Origin of the sequence: Bacillus sp. B15-48, from assembly GCF_016879755.1 — a bacterium.
Taxonomy (GTDB): domain Bacteria; phylum Bacillota; class Bacilli; order Bacillales; family Cytobacillaceae; genus Mesobacillus_B.
Map to the genome: position 1 here is coordinate 143774 of NZ_WOFU01000005.1, position 23001 is coordinate 166774.

Genomic DNA, 23001 nt, shown 5'->3' on the forward strand with positions numbered 1-23001 from the left:
TAGAACAGGAATTTTTTTATTACTTCAACATCATATGTTATAGGTTCCTGTCTGGTGAGTTATCTGCTGATTTCCGGTTGAAAAAAAAAAAAAGACGGAATATTTCCCGCCTCCACGTAATTCTTTCCCATATTTGTCATCATTCTTCATCAACGACGTCAATGATGACCATATCCGTCCCTATTTTTTTAATATGATTCCACGGAACCCTAACCTCTCCCCCTTGCCTTTTTAAACCAAACCATTTCATTGAGGGAATAATCAATGCTTTTATTTGGCCCGTTTTTTCATCGATTTCTAAATCCGTTTGCCCCAAAACCCCAAGACGTTCTGCTTTTTTGACGTCAACGATTTCCTTCCCACCTAATTCACTTAATCTCATCTCAGCTTCCCTCCCACTATTGTTATATCTATATGTATCAATATGAATGCCTAATTAGAATAGCTGTCCATAAAATACCATAAAGAAAACTCGCCGATTGGCGAGCCCCTAAGGGCGAAGACAGAGGCGTAGTCACGCGGAGCCTGATTGATTTTTCTAAGGGCTAAAGCCCAAAGAAAAACCTTATTGCCCTTATGCGTTAGGAAAGTATAAATTTAAAAATTTATACTTTCCTATTAGCTAAAAAAAGCCTGGGCCTTTAAAATGTCCTTTGCAAAAGGTACACTTTAATTCGACCAGACTTTAAATTTAACCTAATTTAGGTAGATTCCCGTCAGGGCTAATTAATGAAACTGAATATTGATCGGTAAAAATCCGATTAGCAAGTTGATCGACTTTTTCTTTTGTCACATCATTGATTTGCTCAATAATTTCATCAAGAGAACGATGATATCCTAGTACTAATTCATTTTTCCCGTTACGACTCATCCGACTATTTGTACTCTCAAGACTAAGCATTAAACTTCCCTTTAATTGCTCTTTACTATTGTTTAACTCTTTATCTGTAATTCCTTCTGATTTTAGCTTATTTAACGTTTCCTGAATCGTTTCAAATAGTACATTTAATTGCTTCGCTCCAGTCCCACTATAAACAGTTAAAACTCCTGTATCCTTAAATGCGGAATGGTAGGAAAATACCGAATACGCCAACCCACGCTGCTCTCTCACATCTTGAAATAAGCGACTGCTCATACTGCCGCCTAAAATATTATTTAAGGTAATCAGACTATAAACTTCAGGATCCCCTATTTGCAAGCCTTCAAAGCCGATACAAAGATGAGCCTGCTCTGTATCCTTTTTCCGTGAAATTTGATTTGCGTGAAAAGCTGGTTGTTGACACTCTATTTGTTCCTTCCCTGCTTCATACGATCCAAAAAGCTTTTCAACACTCGAGATAAAGGTTTCTTCAATGTTCCCAGCAATCGAAATCACTACGTTTTCAGGAGTGTATGTATCGTGCATATATTGTTTTAAAGTATCAGCTGTAAACGTCTTTAATGTTTCCTCGGTCCCAAGGATTGGGTAGCCTAGTGAATGCTCGTCATAAATTGCTCTGCTTAATAAATCATGGACAATGTCATCAGGTGTGTCCTCATACATTTTAATTTCTTCATAAACAACATTTTTTTCTTTATCCAATTCGCCCGATTCAAAGGTAGAATGAAAGAACATATCGGCGAGGACTTCAAGGGCAAATTGTGAGTGCTCATCAAGAACCTTTGCATAATAGCACGTATATTCCTTGGAAGTAAATGCGTTTACTTGTCCGCCAATACTATCAAATGACTCTGCAATTTCCCTTGCCGTCCTTGTTTTCGTGCCTTTAAAAAACATATGCTCAAGGAAATGAGAAATCCCGTTATTTTTTTTATTCTCATTTCTAGAACCAGTTCCAATCCAGACTCCTATGGCAACAGAACGAACCGTAGGGATATTTTCAAGCACAATTCGGACTCCATTCTGGCATGTATATTTTTTAATCAAAATGACCCCTCCTTTGGATAGTTTAAAAACTAATCCTGCAATAACTAAGTATATTTCATTTTTGTTACTTTTTCCAAAATGAAGGTTTTTTTTTCATATTTACCAATAATATTTTACCTGTCATTCCACATTCTGTTTCATATCCCTGTTCATAATACGTTCTTCGCTCAATAATTCAGAAACGGGGCCGATTTGTAAATCTCTTGCTTTAATTTCGGTAATCAATCCATTAAGTGCTTTTGTTGTTGAATCGGTCGGATGCATTAAGATCATTGCTCCATTATGCAGCTTTGAGGTTACTCTTTGAGTTAGTACTTCTGGAGAAGGCTTTTGCCAATCAATCGTGTCAACACTCCACATCACTGTCCCTAAGCGATGTACAGCAGCTACCTTAGCTACCTCTTCTTTATAACTTCCACTTGGCGGAGCAAACCAATGTGGTCTTTTCCCTGTCGTCGCCTCAATCACTTCATTTGTTCTCTTGATTTCTTCATGAATTCTTCCACTTGAAAGGCTCTTCATATCAGGATGGCTAAATGAATGATTCCCAACCTCATGTCCAGCTTCAACAATCATCTTCGCTAATTCCGGGTGATTTTTCACCCATCTTCCTTCAAGGAAAAAAGTGGCTGTAATATGATGTTTCTTTAACGTTGCCAGCATGTCAGACAAATATTCGTTCCCCCATGCAACATTAATGATAAAGCTGACCATTGGCTTTTCAGGATTTCCCTTATAAATAGCTGCTGGAGGAAGATCCCTTAAATGAACCTTTGGCTTCACTTCATCATACACAAGCAACTCTTCTGAAAATCGATTTCGATCTTTCATTTTTTTATAGGATTCTTCAACGTTCACCTTTAGTCCATTATACCCAGGTATCGCCTTCCATACGGGGTCAATTTTCGCATCTATAGGCTCAACCTCATAGTTAGCTGCCTTTGATTCAATTTCATGATAGAGAGTATTTTCTTCTTTTCCTGAAACAGGAACTGATTCCATTTTCAAGGTCGTAATATAATGTCGTGTATATGGGTTATTCACAATTAACCATGTACATGTAAGGATGATCACTAGCGTAACAATTCTTTTCACTTACCCTTAACCTCCTTCACAGAAGCCCTATTTGGTTCTCTATAGTTAAGGTTATGTGAAATTCGGACAAGGTAGAACGAGGAACCGAAGAAAACAAGATTCACAGCAACGAACATGAATGTGGAATTGTCCTCTAAGGTAAAAGAAACCCGGCAAATGGAACTGCCCGGTTGTTCAAAAATAGGAATTAAGTATTATTACTAGTACTCGGATTAACCGTGATTATAGGGTTGTTTTTTTGCTAGTACTTGGATTAAACCGATTTTGGGTCGTTTTTTATTGCTAGTACAGGGATTATATCGACCTTCTGACCTCGTTTTATTACTAGTACTCGGATTAACTCTTCATTTTACAGCGTTTTATTACCAGTACTAGCAATATATTAACGAAATTTGGTGTTTTTAATCCAAGTACTTGGATTAAAAAACGCGTTACCAGCATTATCGTTCAAAAAACCTTCGAATCTCTTCGGAAAAATGTCCACATAAATGACCTTTTCTGCAAAAAGCATACAATATTAGCTATGCTTTTACCCAGTACTCGGGACCCACTATTTGCACAAAAACTCGCCACTTGGCGAGCCTCTTTCCTGGTTTTAGCTAAAAAAAACCAGGGTCTCCCCCGGATTTTTGCTTATATTATTCTTTTTGTTCCGTTTTTTCACGCTGTTCTTTTAAGACTGCTTTGCGGCTAAGGTTTACACGACCTTGACGATCGATTTCTGTTACCTTCACAAGGAGTTCATCGCCGATTTTTACAACATCCTCGACCTTACCAACGCGTTCTTCAGCAAGCTCAGAAATATGAACAAGGCCATCTTTTCCATTGAAAATTTCAACAAATGCACCAAATTTTTCGATTCGTTTCACTTTTCCTAAGTACATTTGTCCTACTTCTACTTCGCGAACAATGTCCTCGATAATGCGCTTTGCTTTTTCATTCATCTCCTGGTCAGTAGATGCAATAAATACTGTTCCATCTTGTTCGATATCAATTTTCACGCCTGTTTCCTCAATAATTTTATTGATTTGTTTTCCACTAGGTCCAATGACGTCGCGGATTTTATCAGGGTTGATCGCCATCATTAAGATTTTCGGCGCATAGGCGGAAAGCTGTTTACGTGGCTGTTCAATTGTAGCCAGCATTGAGTCAAGAATTTGCATCCGGCCAGTTTTCGCTTGTTGCAATGCTTCCTCCAATATTTCACGAGAAAGACCATCAATTTTAATGTCCATCTGTAAAGCGGTTACCCCTTTAGCAGTACCAGCTACTTTAAAGTCCATATCACCGAGATGATCTTCCATCCCTTGAATATCACTTAAAATTGAATAATGTTCTCCAGACTTTATAAGTCCCATAGCAATTCCTGCTACAGGTGCCTTAATTGGTACACCCGCATCCATCATCGCTAATGTACTTGCACAAATACTCGCTTGTGAAGTTGAACCATTTGATTCAAGAACTTCAGATACGAGGCGAATCGTATATGGAAAATCCTTCTCAGATGGAATGACCTGTTCCAAGGCCCGCTCACCTAAGGCTCCGTGCCCAATTTCTCGACGTCCAGGACCACGAATCGGACCGGTTTCCCCAACACTAAATTGCGGGAAGTTGTAGTGATGCATGAAGCGCTTTTCTTCTTCAAGGCCTAGCCCGTCCAAAATTTGCACATCACCCATTGCTCCAAGTGTACAAATACTTAAAGCTTGAGTTTGCCCACGAGTAAATAATCCCGAGCCATGGGTACGAGGAAGAATGCCTATTTCAGAAGATAACGGGCGAATTTCATCGACTCCACGTCCATCTGGGCGAACTTTTTCTTCCGTAATTAAACGGCGAACTTCACCTTTAACAATTTTATCCAGAATCATCTTGACTTGCTTCATCTTTGCATCATCTGTTTCTTCTTCTTCATATTTAGCAAGCACTCGATTTTTTACCTCTTTAATGGCATCTTCACGTGCATGCTTTTCTTTTACTTGAATGGCAGCTAGCATATCTTGTTCACATAGAGCACGTACCTCTGCCTCAATATCGCTGTCTATTTCAAATAATTTTATTTCGGTTTTCTCCTTGCCAACCTTTGCAACCACTTCTTCTTGGAAGGCAATTAACTTTTTAATTTCTTCGTGTCCAAACATAATCGCTTCAAGCATTACTTCTTCTGGAACTTCTTTAGCCCCAGCTTCAACCATATTAATGGCATCTTTTGTTCCAGCAACAGTTAAATGCATATCGCTATTTTCTGCTTCATCTATGGTTGGATTGATGACGAACTTTCCATCGATACGCCCAACAATGACACCAGCAATCGGCCCTTCAAAAGGAATGTCAGAAACGGATAATGCTAAAGATGAACCAAGCATCGCTGCCATTTCTGAAGGACAGTCTTGGTCAACACTCATGACAATCGAAATCACTTGCACTTCATTACGGAAACCATCGGCAAATAATGGGCGAATCGGTCGGTCGATTAATCGACTAGATAGTATCGCTTTCTCACTAGGGCGCCCTTCCCTTTTTATAAAACCACCTGGGATTTTTCCGACAGCATAAAGCCGCTCCTCATAATTAACGGTCAGTGGGAAAAAATCCAAGTTTTTTGGTTCCTTTGAAGCTGTTGCAGTACTAAGTACAGCGGTATCGCCATAGCGTACTAAAACTGCACCGTTTGCCTGTTTTGCCAACTGACCAATTTCAACGCTCAGTTTGCGGCCGGCCCAGTCTAATTCAAATAATTGTTTTTCTTGCTCCATTCATTAAGCCCCTCTCTTACTTAGATCCGTTATGCAGCAAGTCTTATCCATGCATGCTGCAATAAACATAAATATATGATGATAACAACTGCTAAAAGACAGCTGTTCATTTCCATTTCCTAAGTAGTAACATTTTTTGTCAAAAAGCAAACCTAAGCCTATTTTGATTTTTCGAAGACTTGCTATACCCTTATTATGTACAGAAAAAACAATCTTTAAAAAGAAGATTGATTATGTAATTAATTTTATACTTAAAAGGTTTATTTACACAATAAAAAAGCGGGAAAAAATCCCGCTTCTGAAAATTATCGACGTAAACCAAGCTTGTTGATTAATTCACGGTAACGTGTAACGTCTTTATTACGAAGGTAAGTTAAAAGATTACGACGCTTACCAACCATTTTCAATAGACCGCGACGTGAGTGGTGGTCTTTTTTATGAACACGTAAATGTTCATTCAAAGTATTGATTTCTGCAGTAAGGACAGCGATTTGAACTTCTGGAGAACCAGTATCATTTTCGTGTGTCTTAAACTCATTAATAAGTTCATTTTTACGTTCTTTTGTGATTGCCATCCGAATTCACCTCCTAAGTAAGATCCCCTGTTACCGAGCAAGCGTCGGTGACTCGACTTGCCAAGCAAAGGTTCGTTTTGGTACGTTAACTAGAATACAACTTTTCGTAAAAAAAAGCAAGGTTAAGCGTACGTTTTTTTAAAGTAAGCGATCGCAGCTTGTTTATCTTGTTCAATCTGCGCTACCAATTCATTAATTCCAGGAAATTTTTGTTCATCACGCAGCTTTTTATGCCACTCAACAACGACGGTTTTCCCATATATTTGCTCCGAAAAATCAAAGATATGGACCTCAATCGTAGGGTTATTCGGACTGTCATTGTTAAATGTTGGTTTGTAGCCTAAATTACACACTCCAGTATGCCACTTTCGGTCAACTTTTATTCGTGTCGCATACACTCCTGTTGGAGGCAATATATATTCTTCTGAAATCGCCACATTTGCTGTCGGAAAGCCAATGGTTCTACCACGCTTATCCCCATGGCTAACAACTCCACTTGTCGTATAATTTCTTCCCAGTAAGGTAGGAATAATCTCCATCCTACCTTCGCGCAAAGAGGAGCGAATCAATGTTGAGCTAATTTTTTCTCCATTTGTTTCAAGTTTAGGCACAATGGAATAGTCGAACTCTTCTCTAGAATGAAATTGGATTGTTTCCATCGTTCCCTTTCCCATTTTTCCATACGTAAAATCGAATCCTGCAATGACCTGTTTTACGTTCAATTTAATGATAAAATCATCAATAAATTCCTGCGGAAGAAGATTGGCAAACTCGAGTGTGAAATGAACCACGAATAAATATTCGATTCCAAGTTCTTCAATCACTTGAATCTTTTCCTCTAATGGAGTAATGTACTCAACATGTTGGACCACTTTTCCCAACACAACGGATGGATGTGGATCAAATGTCATCACAGCACTTTTCAAACCAAGAGAATCGGCCTTTTTTTTCGCATTTAATATCACTTCTTGATGCCCTAAGTGAACACCATCAAAATAACCAAGGGCCATGGCTAATGGTGGAAAATCTTTTCGCTTAAATGAATGTGGATGGTTTAGTTTTATCAATTTCACTTCTTGTTCACCTTTTCTGACAAAGCCTATATGTAAAAAGTGGTCATTCGTTCCTCAACACTTTATCTGGTTTTAACAACCCTGGTTTACGTGGATGTTTTCGGTAAATAGCTAGAACAGTCCCTTCCGCTACGCTAATAGCAATTGGACCATCCTCATTCGAGAGATGCGAAGGAATTTCAAGCAACGTACCATTTTTCACTTTCTCTGCTACTTTATCACTTATTTCATATTTCGGCAAATGGGAAATTCCTTCCTCAAGGGGCTTTAATGCCTGGCCAATTGCACCTGTCTCAACTAACTTCTCCACTTCCTCTAAAGTGTAACAATCCTTTAACGTCATCGAAGCAGACTCAATTCGTTGTAAGGAAGACATATGTGCCGGAAATCCAAGCTGTTCTCCAATCATAACAGCAAGTGTTCGAATATATGTCCCTTTGCTGCAACGTACCCTAAACCTAAAGGAAATCGTTTTCCCAACAAATTCGCTACGATCATCCAGCAAATCGATTCCGTAAATTGTTACTTTCCGCGTTGGCCTTTCCACTTCAATCCCCTGTCGTGCATATTCATACAGTCTTTTCCCGTTCACTTTAACCGCTGAATACATTGGTGGAGTTTGTGCGATTTCGCCTGTAAGGTTATGTATAACTTGGAGGATTTCCTCTCGTTGAATGACTTTATTGACTTCCTTCACTTCAACAACCTCACCCGAGGCATCTTCTGTCGTTGTTGAATACCCTAATGTTACCTCACCTTCATATGCTTTTCCTGCATCGGTAATATACTCAGCGACCTTAGTTGCTCTGCCAATACAAATAGGTAAAACACCAGTTACATCCGGGTCCAAAGTGCCTGTATGTCCAATTCGTTTCATTTTTAATATTTTTCTTAGACGGAACACACAATCATGAGATGTCATTCCCGCCTCTTTATAAAGGGGCAATATTCCTTCCATTGGTCCTCCTTAAAAATGATTAATTAAGTTCGCAATCATCAATCTGTTTTATTTAATAACTGAAAAAAAGGATAGACATCTGTCTATCCATTATTCTTTCGTTTCATTTTCTCGCTCTCTTTTCTCGCTTTGGACTTCATGAAGAAGTGTATCAATTCGGTTGCCGTATTCCAGTGATGGATCAAATTCAAACGTAATTTCCGGTGTTTTGCGAAGTCGAATTCGCTGACCGATTTCAGTGCGTATAAATCCTTTTGCCTTGGCGAGTGCTTTTAATGTATTTTCCTTTTGAGTCTCATCGCCTAATACAGAAATAAAGACCTTTGCTTGCTGGAGATCCCCGGTTACCTCTACGTCTGTTACCGTTACAAAACCAATACGAGGATCCTTGATTTTGCGACCGATAATGTCACCGAGCTCTTTCTTCATTTGTTCTCCAACACGATTTACTCTGTGAGCCATGTTAGATCACCTCATTTTCTTAAAGCCATTCAATTTCGGTAATGGTTCGTTCGATTTCAGGAAACGAATCAATTAAATTGAGGGCATTTTGCAATTCCCTTTCAGTTGCTTGGCGAGCGGCAGAAACCGCCACTACGGCAATTTTCGTCCGCTGCCAAGCATCATGATAATCCACTTCTGCAACTGAAAGATTATATCTTTGTTTAAGCCTAGTTAAAATCCGTTGCAAGACTGCTCGTTTTTCTTTCAATGAATGCGCATCATAGATTATACATTCACAGGTGGCGAGCCCTACAACCATTAACGTTCCACTTCTTCCATAATATATGCTTCAATAACGTCTCCTTCTTTGACATCATTGAAGTTTTTAATCGTAATTCCACATTCGTATCCTTGACTTACTTCTTTTGCATCATCTTTAAAACGTTTCAATGCATCGATCTCGCCTTCAAAAATGACGATGCCGTCACGGATTAGTCGAACGCCACTGTCGCGTGTTACTTTCCCATCCGTTACATAAGAGCCAGCAATTGTACCCACTTTTGAAACTTTAAAAGTTTGACGAATTTCTACTTGACCAATAACTTTCTCTTGGTAAACAGGATCGAGCATCCCCTTCATCGCAGATTCTATTTCTTCGATGACTTTATAAATAATTCGGTGTAGACGAATATCGACTTCTTCGGATTCAGCCGCACGTTTTGCATTGTTATCAGGACGAACATTGAAACCAATGACAATTGCATTTGAAGCTGAAGCCAAAGTAATATCCGATTCATTAATCGCCCCAACACCAGTGTGAATAATTCTGACGTTAATGCCTTCTACATCTAATTTTTGTAGAGCTGCTGCAACAGCTTCTACAGAGCCTTGAACATCGGCCTTAACGATTAAGTTTAAATCCTTCATTTCTCCCTGTTTCATATGTTCAAACAAGTTATCAAGACTGATTTTTGTTTTCTCAGATCTTTGTGCTTGTAGCGCGTGAGTCGCACGCACTTCCCCAACATGACGCGCTGTTTTTTCATCTTCAAAGACGACAAAACGATCGCCAGCTAATGGAACATCATTTAACCCGGTAATTTCTACTGGAGCTGAAGGTCCTACTTCTTTTACACGACGTGCAACATCATTCACCATGGCGCGAACACGACCGAAAGTTTTTCCGACGACAATCGGGTCTCCCACTTTAAGCGTTCCATTTTGGACGAGCAAAGTAGCAACGGATCCACGGCCTTTATCCAATTGAGCATCAATCACTGTACCTACAGCTAAACGATTTGGATTTGCCTTAAATTCTTCCACTTCACTAACAAGTAAAACCATTTCCAATAATTCATCGATTCCTTCACCTTTCAGTGCTGAAATTGGAACGAAAATGGTTTCCCCTCCCCATGCTTCAGGGACAAGTCCATGTTCTGTCAACTCTTGCATCACTCGATCTGGATTTGCTGCCTCTTTATCCATTTTATTAACGGCAACAATAATTGGTACACTTGCTGCCTTTGCATGGTTAATTGCTTCAATTGTTTGCGGCATGACGCCATCATCAGCAGCAACAACGAGAATCGTAATATCGGTTATTTTTGCTCCACGTGCACGCATCGTTGTAAATGCTGCGTGTCCAGGTGTATCAAGGAATGTAATTCGCTTTCCGTTTGCCTCCACTTGATACGCACCAATATGCTGGGTGATTCCGCCAGCTTCACCCGCTGTAACTTTCGTATGACGAATTGAATCTAACAGCGTTGTTTTCCCGTGGTCAACATGGCCCATGATCGTTACAACCGGAGGACGTTCAGAAAGTAATTCTGCTTCATCTTCAGTAAAATACACTTCTAAATCTGTCGTATCAACTAAGATTTCCTCTTCAACCTCAACACCGTAATCCGTACAGATTAACTCAATTGCGTCTTTATCCAAGTCTTGGTTAATTGTCGCCATTACTCCTAGCATAAATAGCTTTTTAATAAGCTCAGATGGTTCACGGTGTAACTTTTTCGCTAGTTCGCCCACTGTCAACGATTCACTAAAAGTAATCTTTTCTGGTAGTTCTTTTTCTTTTTTAACTTGAGGTAGTTGAGATGGGTGGGTTTGATTTTTCCCACGTTGATTATTTTGTTTTGATTTATTTGTGTTCCTTTTATTATTATTATTATAATTATTGCGATTCCCTTGAGATTGGTTTGGCTTTTTCTTATTGGTTGCTGCTGGACGGTTTTCATTTGCTTGACCTTGGTTAGGCTTTTGTTGCCCTTGAGGTCTTTGCTGGGTTTCACCTGGTTTCTGCCCTTGGTTTGGTCTTTGTTGGGTTTCACCTGGTTTCTGCCCTTGGTTTGGTCTTTGTTGGGTTTCACCTGGTTTTTGCCCTTGGTTTGGTCTTTGTTGGGTTTCACCTGGTTTTTGCCCTTGGTTTGGTCTTTGTTGTTTCTGTCCTGGTCTTTGTCCTTGATTCCGTTGCTGGTTCTGAGCAGACTTTTCACCTTGATTTGATCTTTGTTGAGTTTGAGCATTTCTTTGGCCTTGAGCGGTCTTCTGTTCTTGGTTTTCGTTTCCCCTACTGTTATAAATGATATCTAATCTCCTTATCGTTTCATTCTCAATCGTCGTCATATGATTTGATACTTCTACGTTCATATCTTTTAATTTCGTAATCACGTCTTTACTCGATACATTGTGTTTTTTAGCGTATTCGTACACGCGAATTTTACTCATATTGTTACTTCACCCCCGTTAAAATTAATCGAGCAACGTCAACATTTTTTTGGCAAACCCATCATCCAATAAAGCAACGACAACGCGTGCTTCTTTCCCTATCGCTTGACCTAGCTCGTAACGATTTTCAACGAATTTTACTGGAACTTGATAGGAATTACATTTATCTGTAATCTTCTTTTGTGTATTAGGAGAAGCATCCTTGGACAAAATAACTAATTTTGCCCTCCCATTTCTAATTTCTTTTACAGTCAGTTCTTCACCTGAAATGATTTTACGTGCTCGATTGGCTAAGCCAAGCAATGACATCCACTGATTTTTCATCAGATTTGCCCTTTTTCCTTTGCGACAAGGTCAAGAAGCTCATCATAGATTTTAGCTTCTACGTTCACTTCTAGCTGTTTTGCTAAAATATTTCTCTTCTTTGCAGTAAGAATCGTTTCTTCATCTTTTGATAGATAGGCACCGCGACCTGACTTCTTTCCTGTCAAGTCAATCGACACTTCTCCTTCTTTTGAACGAACAATGCGGACAAGTTCTTTTTTAGGCCTCATTTCACCAGTTGCTACACATTTTCGCAACGGAATCTTTCGTCGGCTACTCACGCTTATCCACCTCTTCCCTTATTCTAAATCATCATCTGAATAATCATCTACATATCCTTCTAATAATGCATCGTTTTCACGTGGATAGATGCCTAATTCACGAGCTTCTGTCTCAGGTTTGATATCAATCTTCCAACCTGTCAACTTTGCTGCTAGTCGTGCATTTTGTCCACGTTTTCCAATTGCTAAGGACAGTTGATAATCTGGAACAACAACCATTGTCGCTTTTTCTCCTTCATTAACGATTACATCAAGTACTTTTGATGGACTTAATGCATTCGCAACAAATACAACCGGGTCATCAGACCACTTTACAATATCAATTTTTTCACCTTTTAACTCATTGACTACAGCTTGAACCCTCGTACCCTTAGGTCCAACACATGAACCAACAGGATCGACCTCAGGATTATCCGAATGGACAGAAATTTTCGATCTGTCTCCGGCTTCACGTGCAACTGATTTAATCTCTACAGTACCATCGTAAATCTCCGGCACTTCAATTTCAAACAATCGCTTTAAAAGACCCGGGTGCGTTCGAGAAACAAAAATTTGCGGTCCTTTTGTTGTTTTTTCTACCTTCGTAATAAATACTTTGATTCGATCATGAGGCTTATATCTTTCATTTGGCATTTGTTCATTTGCTGGGAGAATCGCCTCAATTTTCCCAAGACTTACATAAATGAACTTCGAATCTAACCTTTGAACAATGCCGGTCATAATATCTTCCTCACGGTCGATAAATTCAGAGTAAATAATCCCTCTTTCTGCCTCACGAACACGTTGCGTGACAACTTGCTTAGCTGTTTGCGCAGCAATACGCCCAAAATTCTTTGGTGTTACTTCAAGTTCAACAACATCTTCAACCGAATAGTTCGGGTTAATTTTTTGAGCTTCTTCAAGTGAGATTTCTAGCCGAGGATCAAATACTTCATCTACAACTTCTTTCCTAGCAAAGACGCGCATTGAACCGCTCTCTAAATTTAAATCAATGCGGACATTTTGTGCCTGATTAAAATTACGGCGATACGCTGAAATTAACGCAGCCTCCATTGCCTCAATCAATACTTCTCTTGAGATCCCTTTCTCTTTTTCAAGCACAATCAGAGCATCCAATAACTCACTGCTCATGAGATTTATATCCCCCTTCTAAAAACTTGCATGTAGTTTGTCATAAGGCTAATTAAGAAAATGTAACCGCTAAACGAGCACTAGCAACTTTATCAAATGGCAACACAACAGTTTTTTTACGGGTCTTAATTTTCACTTCAAGTGTTACCGTTTCACCATCGAATGCGGTTAATGCCCCTTCAAATATTTTTTCACCATCGATCGGTTCGTATGTTTTGATGTGGACATTTTTCCCAATTGCCTTTTGATAATCTTTTTCTTTCTTCAACGGACGTTCTGCTCCAGGTGAGGACACCTCAAGGAAATAATTATGAGGAATTGGGTCTAATGAATCTAGTTTTTCACTAAGACGTTCACTTACTATTCCGCATTCTTCGATATCAACACCACTGTCTTTATCTATGTAAATTCGGAGGAACCAATTTTTTCCTTCTTTTACATACTCTATATCCACTAATTCCAATTCAAGTTCGGTAACGATTGGTGTCAAAAGTTCCTCGACAACCTCTGTCACTTTGCTCATTGATCATCCCTCCTTTTTGGAATGGGCTTTTTCTTCATTTTTTATTTAATTTATTTAAACATTTTCCGAAAAGGCCTAAACAAACACGAAAGAGTGGGTTTCCCCACTCTTTTCTGTCGCCAGAGTTATCCTTAGTATTTCCACTAAAAATATAACATAACCAGAATTTTAATGCAAATTAAGGAAAGCGAAGGCGGCTCGATCAGGGACGACAAGCATAAGACGAGACCTGCAAGAAGGTGCTTTTTACCTTCTGGAAGGGATTGGCTTATGACTCGAGTCCCTAGTCGCCGCAGCTAGACAATAGGAAAGCGAAGGCGACTTGATCAGGGACGACAAGCATAAGCGAGTCCTGCAAGAAGGTGCTTTTTACCTTCTGGAAGGGATTGGCTTATGACTCGAGTCCCTAGTCGCCGCAGCTAGACTAAAACAACGAAAGTTGGTTCTGATCCGGCAATGCCTCGAGACAGCCGTGGTTATCAAGAAATTCAATAATCGTCTTCGAAACTTTTCCGCGTTGCTGAAGATCCTCTTTTGAGAGGAACTCTCCTTCCTTCCGTGCCTTTACAATATTAATCGCTGCGTTCGTGCCTAGCCCTGGAATTGCATTAAAGGGTGGAATAAGAGTATCACCATCAATGATAAAGTCAGTAGCACTGGATCGGTAAAGATCGACTCTATTAAATGAAAAGCCACGTTCACACATCTCATTCGCCAGTTCAAGTACAGTCAGCAAGTTTTTCTCTTTTGGTGACGCATCTAGCCCTTTTTCATTAATTTCCTCGACCCTCGCACGAATTGTCGACGCTCCACGAGCCATAGCATCAACATCAAAATCCTCAGCACGTACCGTAAAATAAGCTGCATAATACAGCAGTGGATGATGGACTTTAAAGTAAGCAATCCTTACCGCCATTAATACATAAGCTGCCGCATGCGCCTTGGGAAACATATATTTTATCTTTTTACAAGAATCGATATACCATTCCGGTACTTCGTTCTTGCGCATTTCTTCTTCCATTTCGTCGGTCAGCCCTTTCCCTTTACGGACTGACTCCATAATTTTAAAGGCAAATGACGGTTCTAATCCTTGGTAGATTAGGTAAACCATAATGTCATCACGACAGCCAATTACTTCACTTAGCGTACACACATTGTTATGAATAAGCTCTTGGGCATTCCCTAGCCAAACATCAGTCCCATGTGAAAGTCCAGAAATTTGTACAAGTTCCGAGAAAGTTGTTGGCTTTGTATCTTCAAGCATTTGACGAACAAATCTTGTACCAAATTCAGGAATACCAAGCGTTCCTGTTTTACACATAATTTGTTCTTCTGTCACACCTAATGGTTCCGTATTACTAAAAATCTTCATGACTTCAGGATCATCAGTCGGAATCGTCTTCGGGTCAATTCCGCTTAAATCCTGGAGCATCCGAATAACAGTCGGATCATCGTGTCCAAGGATATCGAGTTTCAAGACATTATCATGAATGGAGTGGAAATCGAAATGAGTCGTTCGCCATTCAGATGTTAGTGAGTCTGCAGGAAATTGTATCGGCGTAAAATCATATACATCCATATAGTCAGGGATAACAATAATTCCACCTGGGTGCTGGCCTGTTGTTCGTTTTACTCCTGTACATCCCGCAACAAGACGGTCCGTTTCGGCACCACGCACATGCAAATTGTGATCGTTTTGATAGCCTCTCACATAGCCGTAAGCTGTCTTTTCGGCAACTGTACCAATCGTTCCCGCACGATAAACATTGTCCTCACCAAATAAAACTTTTGTATAATCATGCGCTTGTGGCTGGTATTCGCCGGAAAAATTTAGATCGATATCTGGAACCTTATCTCCTTTAAATCCAAGGAAGGTTTCAAATGGAATGTCATGGCCATCTTTTTTATATTTTGTCCCGCAGTCAGGGCAATCTTTGTCAGGCAAGTCAAACCCTGAACCTACCGAACCATCATCAAAAAACTCCGATTTCTGGCAATTTGGACAAGCATAATGCGGCGGCAATGGATTAACCTCGGTAATCTCAGTCATTGTCGCTACAAAGGAGGATCCGACCGATCCCCGTGAACCAACGAGATAGCCATCATCAAGTGATTTTTTAACAAGCTTGTGAGAGATAAGGTAGATAACCGCAAACCCGTTATCAATAATACTCTTCAATTCTTTTTCAAGTCGTGCCTCGACAATTTCTGGCAAATCTTCCCCATAAATGCTCTTAGCCATTGCATAGCTCATTTGCCGCATTTCTTCATCGGCACCCTCAATTTTTGGGGTATATAGATCATCTCTAATCGGCTTTATCTCATCAATTCTATCAACAATTTCATTTGGGTTCGTAACAACAATTTCCTTCGCCTTTTCCAAGCCTAGGAAAGAAAACTCATCGATCATTTCGTTTGTTGTTCGGAAATGAACATCTGGTAGTCGATGCCGGTTAAGTGGGTTAGCACCGCCTTGTGAACTAACCAAAATTTTTCGGTAAATTTTATCATTTTTATTTAAATAATGGACATTCCCTGTAGCTACAACTGGTAGATTTAATTTTCCTCCCAATTTTACAATGTTTGTGATAATATTTTCGAGGGATTTTTCATCGCGAACGAGTTCGAGTTCAAGCAAATGGGAGTAAACTGGTTTCGGCATTACTTCTAAATAGTCATAAAACTGTGCTACCTCCTCAGCTTCTTCCATTGACTTTTGCATCATCGTTCCAAATACCTCACCCTTATCACAAGCGGACCCAACTAAAATTCCTTCCCGATATTTTTGTAACACAGACCTAGGGATCCTCGGGATTCGGTGAAAATAGGTTAAATGCGAAATAGAGATCAGTTTAAACAAATTTTTCAGACCTGTCTCCGTTTGCGCAAGCAACGTACAATGATGTGGGCGCGCACGCTTGTAAGCATTACCTCCGCCCATATAATCATTCATTTGGTCATGGTATTCCATGCCTTTCTCCGCTGCCTCTTTAAGCATTTTAATCAAAATATACCCTGTTGCTTCCGCATCATAGATGGCCCGGTGATGTTGTGTAAGTTCGACATCAAGTTTTTTTGCCAATGTGTTCAGACGGTGGTTTTTCATATCTGGATAAAGAAATCTCCCTAATTCAAGGGTATCAATTACTGGGTTTGGCAGCTTGCCCAATCCGATTTTTTTATAGCCAGTATTTAAAAAACCCATATCGAAAGAAGCATTATGAGCAACAAGAATCGAATCACCAATCCATTCGTAGAATTTCCGGAGGACATCATCTACTTCAGGTGCATTTTCAACCATCTCATCAGTAATTCCTGTTAGTTCAACAATCGTTGCAGATAAACGATGGTGAGGGTTAGCAAATGATTCAAAACGATCAATCACTTCGCCATTTCGAATCTTTACAGCTGCCAACTCAATGATCGTATCATATACAGCCGAAAGCCCTGTTGTCTCGACGTCAAACACAACAAATGTATCATCTTCAAGCTGCCTATGTGCCGTATTATATGCAATTGGCACGCCATCATCGACAAGGTTTGCTTCGACACCGTAAATGATTTTTATATCATTTTTCTTCCCTGCCCCAAATGCTTCTGGGAAAGATTGCGCAACCGCATGGTCGGTAATCGCGATCGCCCGATGTCCCCATTTCTTTGCCTGTGAAACTAAATCGCCTACACTTGAAACGGCATCCATTTGGCTCATTGGGGTATGCAAATGCAATTCAACCCGTTTTTCTCCCTCAGGGGCTGTATCTTTTCGCAACTGTGGTCTGATTTCGTTGACATCATTTCCCATCATTACAAGATCGCGGATAAACGTGTCATTTTGTACACTTCCCCTAACCTTTAACCACATTCCTTTTTTCACCCGTTGGAAAATTGCAGCATCTTCTTTATCACGAGAAAACATTTTTACCATAATCGAACTTGTGTAATCCGTTATTTTAAAGGTTAACAACGTTCTTCCACTACGAAGTTCTTTCGTTTCGGCAGCAAAAACATAACCTTGAACAGCAATTCGGCGTTCTTCATCGACAATTTCTTCCAAGCGCTTAATTTCAACATCTTCTTTAATCGACAACCCAATCATAACTGGGCCGTCAGCCTGTGGACCATCATTCTTGTCTTTTTCCGAGTCCTGTTTTTGCATTTCAATCATCGCCATTAACGCTCGCTCTTGGTCTTCTTTTTCCTTTGCCCTTTGGAACTCCTCAAATTCAGAAGAGGAAGCATTTTCGCTAATCGCTGTTTCAATCACGATTGTTGGGAAACCAAATGATTGATAAATTTCAGCAATTAATGGTCCATATTTCTTTTTAATTGTTATACTTTCCATATCATTTCTGACACTTATGACCAACTTTGTCCCTTGAACTTCTGGTAATTGTTCATTTAATAGCTTTAATAATGGTGGAGCCATGCCATCGATTTGGAGAACACATGTCTGCCAATAATCATGCACTTCTTGTTTGCTAATTGTCTGATCGATTACCTTAATCGAATAAGAAACTGCCGCAATATGTGAAAATGTCCTTTCCAGCTTTGTTGTAAATTGAGTGAACAGATCGCTAGGAATAACCCGTTCAAATTGAAAATAAAATTTCCAGTTTTTTTGTTTTTTCTCAACCACTACCGTCTCAATCATCGCATTCTGAAAGTACGGCATAATCGCATCTTCTGTCAGCCCCAGCTGCTGTAGCAACACCTGAAAACTTTCTTTCTTTTTAGAGGAAAGATCAGTCATTATTTCCCTCCTATCTATTAATAAAAATCGATGGGTTGTCTTTTTTCGCAAAGGTAATTATATCATAAAACAAGGAACTGATTCGTTTCAAAAGGGGAGAAAAAGCAGGAAATGATATGAAAGGCTAGATCCCGCAACTTGAATTTTTGCCTAGTATTTTTAAATATTAAAAAGGTCTCCTCAAACGAGAAGACCCTAAAACAAATGACTATAGAGTTTTTAACAGATTTTCAACTGTTTCTTGAAGTTGCTCAACATGTACTTCCTGCATGTCTCCCGTATTCCGAACCTTCACTTCAACGATTCCTTCGGATGCTTTCTTTCCTACTGTAACTCGAACAGGGACACCAATCAAATCAGAATCAGCGAATTTCACACCTGGGCGTTCTTGGCGATCGTCAAATAATACATCAAAACGAGCAGCTTTAAACTTCTCATACAAGTCGCCAGCCAATTTTGCTTGTGCCTCGTCTTTCATATTTACTGCAATCAAGTGAACTTCAAATGGAGCTAATGCTGTAGGCCATACAAGCCCTTTTTCATCATTAAATTGCTCGACAACAGCGGCCATTGTCCTAGAAACACCAATTCCATAGCATCCCATGATCATCGGCTGTGTTCTGCCATTTTCATCAAGGTATGTTGCATCCATCGCCTCACTGTATCGTGTTCCTAATTTAAAGACATGGCCAACTTCGATTCCTTTTGCGAACAATATTTTTCCTTGACCGTCTGGTGAGGGATCCCCTTCTTGGATGAAACGAATATCTACATATTGATTGACAGAGAAGTCACGTTCAGGACTTACATTTATAAAATGATAATGCTCTTCATTTGCTCCACAAACTCCATTGACAATTGCAGCAACCGCATGGTCTGCAATTATTTCAACTTCTTTCGTTCCGATTGGGCCAAGGGAGCCTACTGCACACCCAAGTACAGCTTTTGTCTCCTCCGCATCCGCTAGGTCTGCAGTCGCAGCACCAAGTGCATTTTTAAGCTTAATGTCGTTTACTTCATGATCTCCACGAACAAGTGCAAGTACGTAGCGATCATCTACTTTAAATAGAAGCGATTTTATACAATCGTTCGGATTTACTTGCAAATATTCTGCTACTTCTTCAATCGTTCTCTTATTTTCCGTTAATACCTTTTCCAAAGGTTTATTAGGCTCATCTTTTTTCTCGTATTGAACGACAACTGGAGCCATCTCGATATTTGCAGCGTAATCTGACGTATCAGAGTATGCAATGGTATCTTCCCCGACATCAGAAAGGACCATAAATTCATGTGTATCTTTCCCACCCATTGCTCCAGAATCTGCAATTACTGCTCGATAATCAAGACCGCAGCGTTTGAAAATATTAGAATAAGCTGTAAAAATTTGAGCATAAATCTCATCAAGGCTTTCCTGTGAAGAATGAAAAGAGTATGCATCCTTCATAATAAATTCACGGCCGCGAAGCAACCCGAAGCGTGGACGTTTTTCATCTCGGAATTTTGTCTGAATTTGATACAAAGATAAAGGCAGTCGTTTGTATGATTTGACCTCATCACGAATTAAACTGGTAATTACTTCCTCATGAGTGGCACCAAGGGCAAATTCACGTTTATGGCGGTCTTTCATTCGCATTAATTCTGGACCATATGTATACCATCGACCAGATTCCTGCCATAATTCAGCCTGTTGAAGAGCAGGCATTAACAACTCAACTGCTCCGGCGTTTTCCATTTCTTCTCGGATAATTGTTTCTACTTTATGTAATACTTTTTTTGCTAATGGCAAATAGGAGTATATTCCACTCGCATTTTGGCGAATATATCCAGCTCTTAATAGCAATTGGTGACTTTGGATTTCGGCATCCGCTGGTACTTCTCTTAGCGTTGGAATTAATGTCATACTTTGCTTCATTCTTCATTACACCTCAATTAAAATGGCTACAATATTATTTTTGTCCTCATCCCATTCTAAAAAATAAATGGGATGAGAGCTAGTAAATTTTTTATAGAAAGAATCGTTGAATATCATTCCATGTGACAACAAGCATTAAGAGCATTAACAAGGCGAAGCCAATAAAATGAACTAACCCTTCTTTATTCCGGTCTACAGGTTTGCCGCGAACAGCCTCTAACGCAAAGAACATCAATCTTCCTCCGTCGAGGGCTGGTATTGGCAGGAGATTCATAATCCCTAAATTAATGCTTAAGACAGCCGCCCATCTCATTAAATACCAAAACCCAGATTCGGCAACAATGCTCGTTGATTCATAAATTCCAACAGGACCAGCTAATGCATCAATTGTAAACTGCCCAGTAATTAGCTTGCCAACAGCGGCAATGATTTCTTTTGTCCACATATACGTTTCTTTAAATCCATAAACAAATGCTTTTAATGGTGATTTTTCGACTGGACTATATACACCAATTAGACCAATTTTTCTTCCTTCAATCTCTTGAACTTCAGGAGTAACAGGAATCTCAAGCGTATTGCCACCACGGTCAACTAAAAACTCAATATCTTTCCCTGGATTTTTTTGAATGATTTCTACTATGTCGGCCCAACTGGAAATTTCAGCGCCTTCGATCGTATAGACAACATCGCCTTCTTTCAAGCCAGCTTCTAGCGCGGCTCCATCTGGGGTTAATTGACCTAAAATCGGTGCATTCGATGGCATCCCTTGGAATAAAGCGATAATAATGAACACGACAATCGCTAAAAGAAAATTCATCATCGGTCCAGCAAAAATTGCTAATGTCCGTTGACCAACTGTTTTGGAAGCAAACTGCCGATCGTATGGAGCAAGTTGAGTTTCAACCCCATTTTCAACCATTACAGCCTTAGGACTAATTGAGAAGTTTTTCAGGACTTCTTCATCCCCATCCACATACCCTTTAATAAATAAACGATGCTCGATATCCGCTGCTTCTACTTCAATGATTAGCGCATCCGGATACTTATCTTTATGATTAAGAATTATTTTATTTACTTTATCATTTTCATCAAATAACAAGCCTACCCGATAGCCTGGTTTTAACTCAACCATTTCCGGATCTTCGCCAGCCATCCGGACAAATCCTCCAATTGGAAGCAAGCGAATCGTATAAACGGTTTCATCTTTTTTATATGAAAATATTTTCGGTCCAAATCCAATTGCAAATTCCCTACATAATATACCCGCCCGCTTAGCAAAAATTAGGTGACCTAATTCATGAAAGAAAACGAGGGCGCCAAAAATAACGATAAACGCAATAACTGTACTCATATGAACGACCACCTCTTTTTAAAGGAGAGAATAAACCATGCTCCTCGTTTTTTTATCAATATGCTGGATTGTTTCCAAATCTGGGCTATTGATGTTTTCATGCGAGTTTAGTATTCTTTCGATCACTTCTTCTATTTGCAAAAAGGAAATTCGCCCATCTAAAAAGGCTGCAACGGCAGCTTCATTGGCTGCATTTAGCACGGTAGGCAATGTTCCACCTGCTTTCCCCGCGTCAAAGGCAAACTTCAGGCAACGGAAACGCTCATAGTCCATTTCACTAAAGTGAAGCTGCCCAATTTGAGCAAGACTGAGCCTTTTTGCCGAAGGAAGAGGTAGTCGATCCGGATATGTGAGTGCATATTGAATAGGAACTCTCATATCAGGTGTCCCCAATTGAGCGATGACACTGCTATCATGAAACTCCACCATCGAATGGATGATGCTTTCTTTGTGAAGTAGCACCGAAATCTTCTCATAGGGAATCGAAAAGAGCCAATGGGCTTCAATCACTTCAAGTCCTTTATTCATCATCGTAGCTGAATCAATCGTAATCTTCGCTCCCATCGACCAATTCGGGTGGTTTAAGGCTTCAGAAACAGTAACATTACTCAACTCCTCTCGTTTCCGATCCCGGAAGCTTCCTCCAGATGCTGTCAGGATTAACTGTTCGATGTTCTTTAACCGTTCTCCTTGTAACGCTTGAAAAATAGCTGAATGTTCACTGTCAACCGGAAGAATATCCACTTCATTCCGCTTTGCGGCCTCCATGACAAGATGTCCAGCAGTCACAAGTGTTTCCTTATTTGCTATTGCAATTGTCTTCTTTGCCTCTATTGCCTTTAAAGTTGGCGATAATCCAACACTGCCAAGAACTGCGTTTACAACAATATCAGCCTGATTATAGACCGCAACCTCTTCGATCCCCTTAATTCCATAATTGAATATAACACCTGGAAATTCAATATTCAAAGTCTCATAATCCGCCTTTTCTTGTACGGATACATACTCTGGTTTAAATTCAGCAATGATGGTTCGAACAAGCTGTAAATTTCGACCAGCTGACATGGCCACTAATTGAAAGTTTTCAGGATGTTCCCTAATAACATCAAGCGTCTGTGTTCCTATTGAACCAGTCGCTCCTAATAAACTTATTTTTTTCACTACCTTC

Annotated in this window: 18 protein-coding genes; all 18 read right to left on the reverse strand. The window is 39.8% G+C overall.

What is annotated here, in order from left to right; genetic code table 11:
• Nucleotides 1–139: 139 nt before the first annotated feature.
• The 18 genes from GNT69_RS16835 to dxr all read right to left on the reverse strand — a co-directional run bounded on the left by GNT69_RS16835 (nt 140) and on the right by dxr (nt 22994).
• Nucleotides 140–382 carry a YlmC/YmxH family sporulation protein gene (locus GNT69_RS16835; protein ID WP_203556143.1) on the reverse strand — a complete coding sequence of 81 codons (243 nt, stop codon included), beginning with the start codon at nt 380–382 and terminating at the stop codon, nt 140–142.
• 309 nt (nt 383–691) lie between these two features.
• The gene (locus GNT69_RS16840; protein ID WP_203556144.1) at nt 692–1927 is read right to left on the reverse strand and encodes a M16 family metallopeptidase; all 1236 of its coding nucleotides are present in this window, start codon (nt 1925–1927) and stop codon (nt 692–694) included.
• Between the two features lie 120 nt (nt 1928–2047).
• Nucleotides 2048–3022, reverse strand: coding sequence for a polysaccharide deacetylase family protein (locus tag GNT69_RS16845; protein ID WP_203556145.1), 975 nt, complete (start codon nt 3020–3022; stop codon nt 2048–2050).
• 638 nt (nt 3023–3660) lie between these two features.
• Nucleotides 3661–5778 (reverse strand): polyribonucleotide nucleotidyltransferase, encoded by a 2118-nt coding sequence (gene pnp / locus GNT69_RS16850; RefSeq protein ID WP_203556146.1) that lies wholly within the window; start codon nt 5776–5778, stop codon nt 3661–3663.
• Nucleotides 5779–6083: 305 nt separating this feature from the next.
• Nucleotides 6084–6353: a 30S ribosomal protein S15 gene (rpsO, locus tag GNT69_RS16855; RefSeq protein ID WP_203556147.1), complete on the reverse strand. Its 270-nt coding sequence runs from the start codon at nt 6351–6353 to the stop codon at nt 6084–6086.
• Nucleotides 6354–6475: 122 nt separating this feature from the next.
• A complete protein-coding gene (gene ribF / locus GNT69_RS16860; RefSeq protein ID WP_203556148.1) occupies nt 6476–7426 on the reverse strand; it encodes a bifunctional riboflavin kinase/FAD synthetase in 951 nt (316 codons plus the stop codon).
• Nucleotides 7427–7469: 43 nt separating this feature from the next.
• On the reverse strand, nt 7470–8384 hold the full coding sequence (gene truB, locus GNT69_RS16865) for a tRNA pseudouridine(55) synthase TruB (RefSeq protein WP_203556149.1): 915 nt from the start codon (nt 8382–8384) through the stop codon (nt 7470–7472).
• A 90-nt stretch (nt 8385–8474) separates the two neighbouring features.
• Nucleotides 8475–8846: a 30S ribosome-binding factor RbfA gene (rbfA, locus tag GNT69_RS16870; protein ID WP_203556150.1), complete on the reverse strand. Its 372-nt coding sequence runs from the start codon at nt 8844–8846 to the stop codon at nt 8475–8477.
• 19 nt (nt 8847–8865) lie between these two features.
• Nucleotides 8866–9147: a DUF503 domain-containing protein gene (locus GNT69_RS16875; RefSeq protein WP_203556151.1), complete on the reverse strand. Its 282-nt coding sequence runs from the start codon at nt 9145–9147 to the stop codon at nt 8866–8868.
• Nucleotides 9147–11561, reverse strand: a complete 2415-nt coding sequence (gene infB, locus GNT69_RS16880; protein WP_203556152.1) for a translation initiation factor IF-2 — start codon at nt 11559–11561, stop codon at nt 9147–9149. The genes GNT69_RS16875 and infB overlap by 1 nt, the downstream gene beginning before the upstream one ends.
• A gap of 24 nt (nt 11562–11585) precedes the next feature.
• Nucleotides 11586–11888 (reverse strand): YlxQ family RNA-binding protein, encoded by a 303-nt coding sequence (locus GNT69_RS16885; protein ID WP_203556295.1) that lies wholly within the window; start codon nt 11886–11888, stop codon nt 11586–11588.
• The gene (rnpM, locus tag GNT69_RS16890; protein ID WP_203556153.1) at nt 11885–12166 is read right to left on the reverse strand and encodes an RNase P modulator RnpM; all 282 of its coding nucleotides are present in this window, start codon (nt 12164–12166) and stop codon (nt 11885–11887) included. The genes GNT69_RS16885 and rnpM overlap by 4 nt, the downstream gene beginning before the upstream one ends.
• Before the next feature lie 18 nt (nt 12167–12184).
• Nucleotides 12185–13297 carry a transcription termination factor NusA gene (gene nusA, locus GNT69_RS16895; protein ID WP_203556154.1) on the reverse strand — a complete coding sequence of 371 codons (1113 nt, stop codon included), beginning with the start codon at nt 13295–13297 and terminating at the stop codon, nt 12185–12187.
• Nucleotides 13298–13349: 52 nt separating this feature from the next.
• Nucleotides 13350–13820, reverse strand: coding sequence for a ribosome maturation factor RimP (gene rimP / locus GNT69_RS16900; RefSeq protein WP_203556155.1), 471 nt, complete (start codon nt 13818–13820; stop codon nt 13350–13352).
• A 424-nt stretch (nt 13821–14244) separates the two neighbouring features.
• Nucleotides 14245–18570, reverse strand: coding sequence for a PolC-type DNA polymerase III (locus GNT69_RS16905; RefSeq protein ID WP_203556156.1), 4326 nt, complete (start codon nt 18568–18570; stop codon nt 14245–14247).
• 208 nt (nt 18571–18778) lie between these two features.
• The gene (locus GNT69_RS16910; RefSeq protein WP_203556157.1) at nt 18779–20482 is read right to left on the reverse strand and encodes a proline--tRNA ligase; all 1704 of its coding nucleotides are present in this window, start codon (nt 20480–20482) and stop codon (nt 18779–18781) included.
• A 91-nt stretch (nt 20483–20573) separates the two neighbouring features.
• Nucleotides 20574–21833, reverse strand: coding sequence for an RIP metalloprotease RseP (gene rseP, locus GNT69_RS16915; protein ID WP_203556158.1), 1260 nt, complete (start codon nt 21831–21833; stop codon nt 20574–20576).
• Nucleotides 21834–21851: 18 nt separating this feature from the next.
• Entirely contained in the window at nt 21852–22994 is a 1143-nt protein-coding gene (gene dxr / locus GNT69_RS16920; protein WP_203556159.1) for a 1-deoxy-D-xylulose-5-phosphate reductoisomerase, read from the reverse strand.
• Nucleotides 22995–23001 lie beyond the last annotated feature (7 nt).

What these genes read in the sequence shown, in the direction of transcription:
- pnp (WP_203556146.1), bottom strand. Translation starts at nt 5,778, where the DNA reads ATGGAGCAAGAAAAACAATTATTTGAATTAGACTGGGCCGGCCGCAAA.
- GNT69_RS16905 (WP_203556156.1), bottom strand. Translation starts at nt 18,570, where the DNA reads ATGACTGATCTTTCCTCTAAAAAGAAAGAAAGTTTTCAGGTGTTGCTA.
- nusA (WP_203556154.1), bottom strand. Translation starts at nt 13,297, where the DNA reads ATGAGCAGTGAGTTATTGGATGCTCTGATTGTGCTTGAAAAAGAGAAA.
- rimP (WP_203556155.1), bottom strand. Translation starts at nt 13,820, where the DNA reads ATGAGCAAAGTGACAGAGGTTGTCGAGGAACTTTTGACACCAATCGTT.
- rpsO (WP_203556147.1), bottom strand. Translation starts at nt 6,353, where the DNA reads ATGGCAATCACAAAAGAACGTAAAAATGAACTTATTAATGAGTTTAAG.
- GNT69_RS16835 (WP_203556143.1), bottom strand. Translation starts at nt 382, where the DNA reads ATGAGATTAAGTGAATTAGGTGGGAAGGAAATCGTTGACGTCAAAAAA.
- rseP (WP_203556158.1), bottom strand. Translation starts at nt 21,833, where the DNA reads ATGAGTACAGTTATTGCGTTTATCGTTATTTTTGGCGCCCTCGTTTTC.
- infB (WP_203556152.1), bottom strand. Translation starts at nt 11,561, where the DNA reads ATGAGTAAAATTCGCGTGTACGAATACGCTAAAAAACACAATGTATCG.
- truB (WP_203556149.1), bottom strand. Translation starts at nt 8,384, where the DNA reads ATGGAAGGAATATTGCCCCTTTATAAAGAGGCGGGAATGACATCTCAT.
- rbfA (WP_203556150.1), bottom strand. Translation starts at nt 8,846, where the DNA reads ATGGCTCACAGAGTAAATCGTGTTGGAGAACAAATGAAGAAAGAGCTC.
- GNT69_RS16875 (WP_203556151.1), bottom strand. Translation starts at nt 9,147, where the DNA reads ATGGTTGTAGGGCTCGCCACCTGTGAATGTATAATCTATGATGCGCAT.
- GNT69_RS16910 (WP_203556157.1), bottom strand. Translation starts at nt 20,482, where the DNA reads ATGAAGCAAAGTATGACATTAATTCCAACGCTAAGAGAAGTACCAGCG.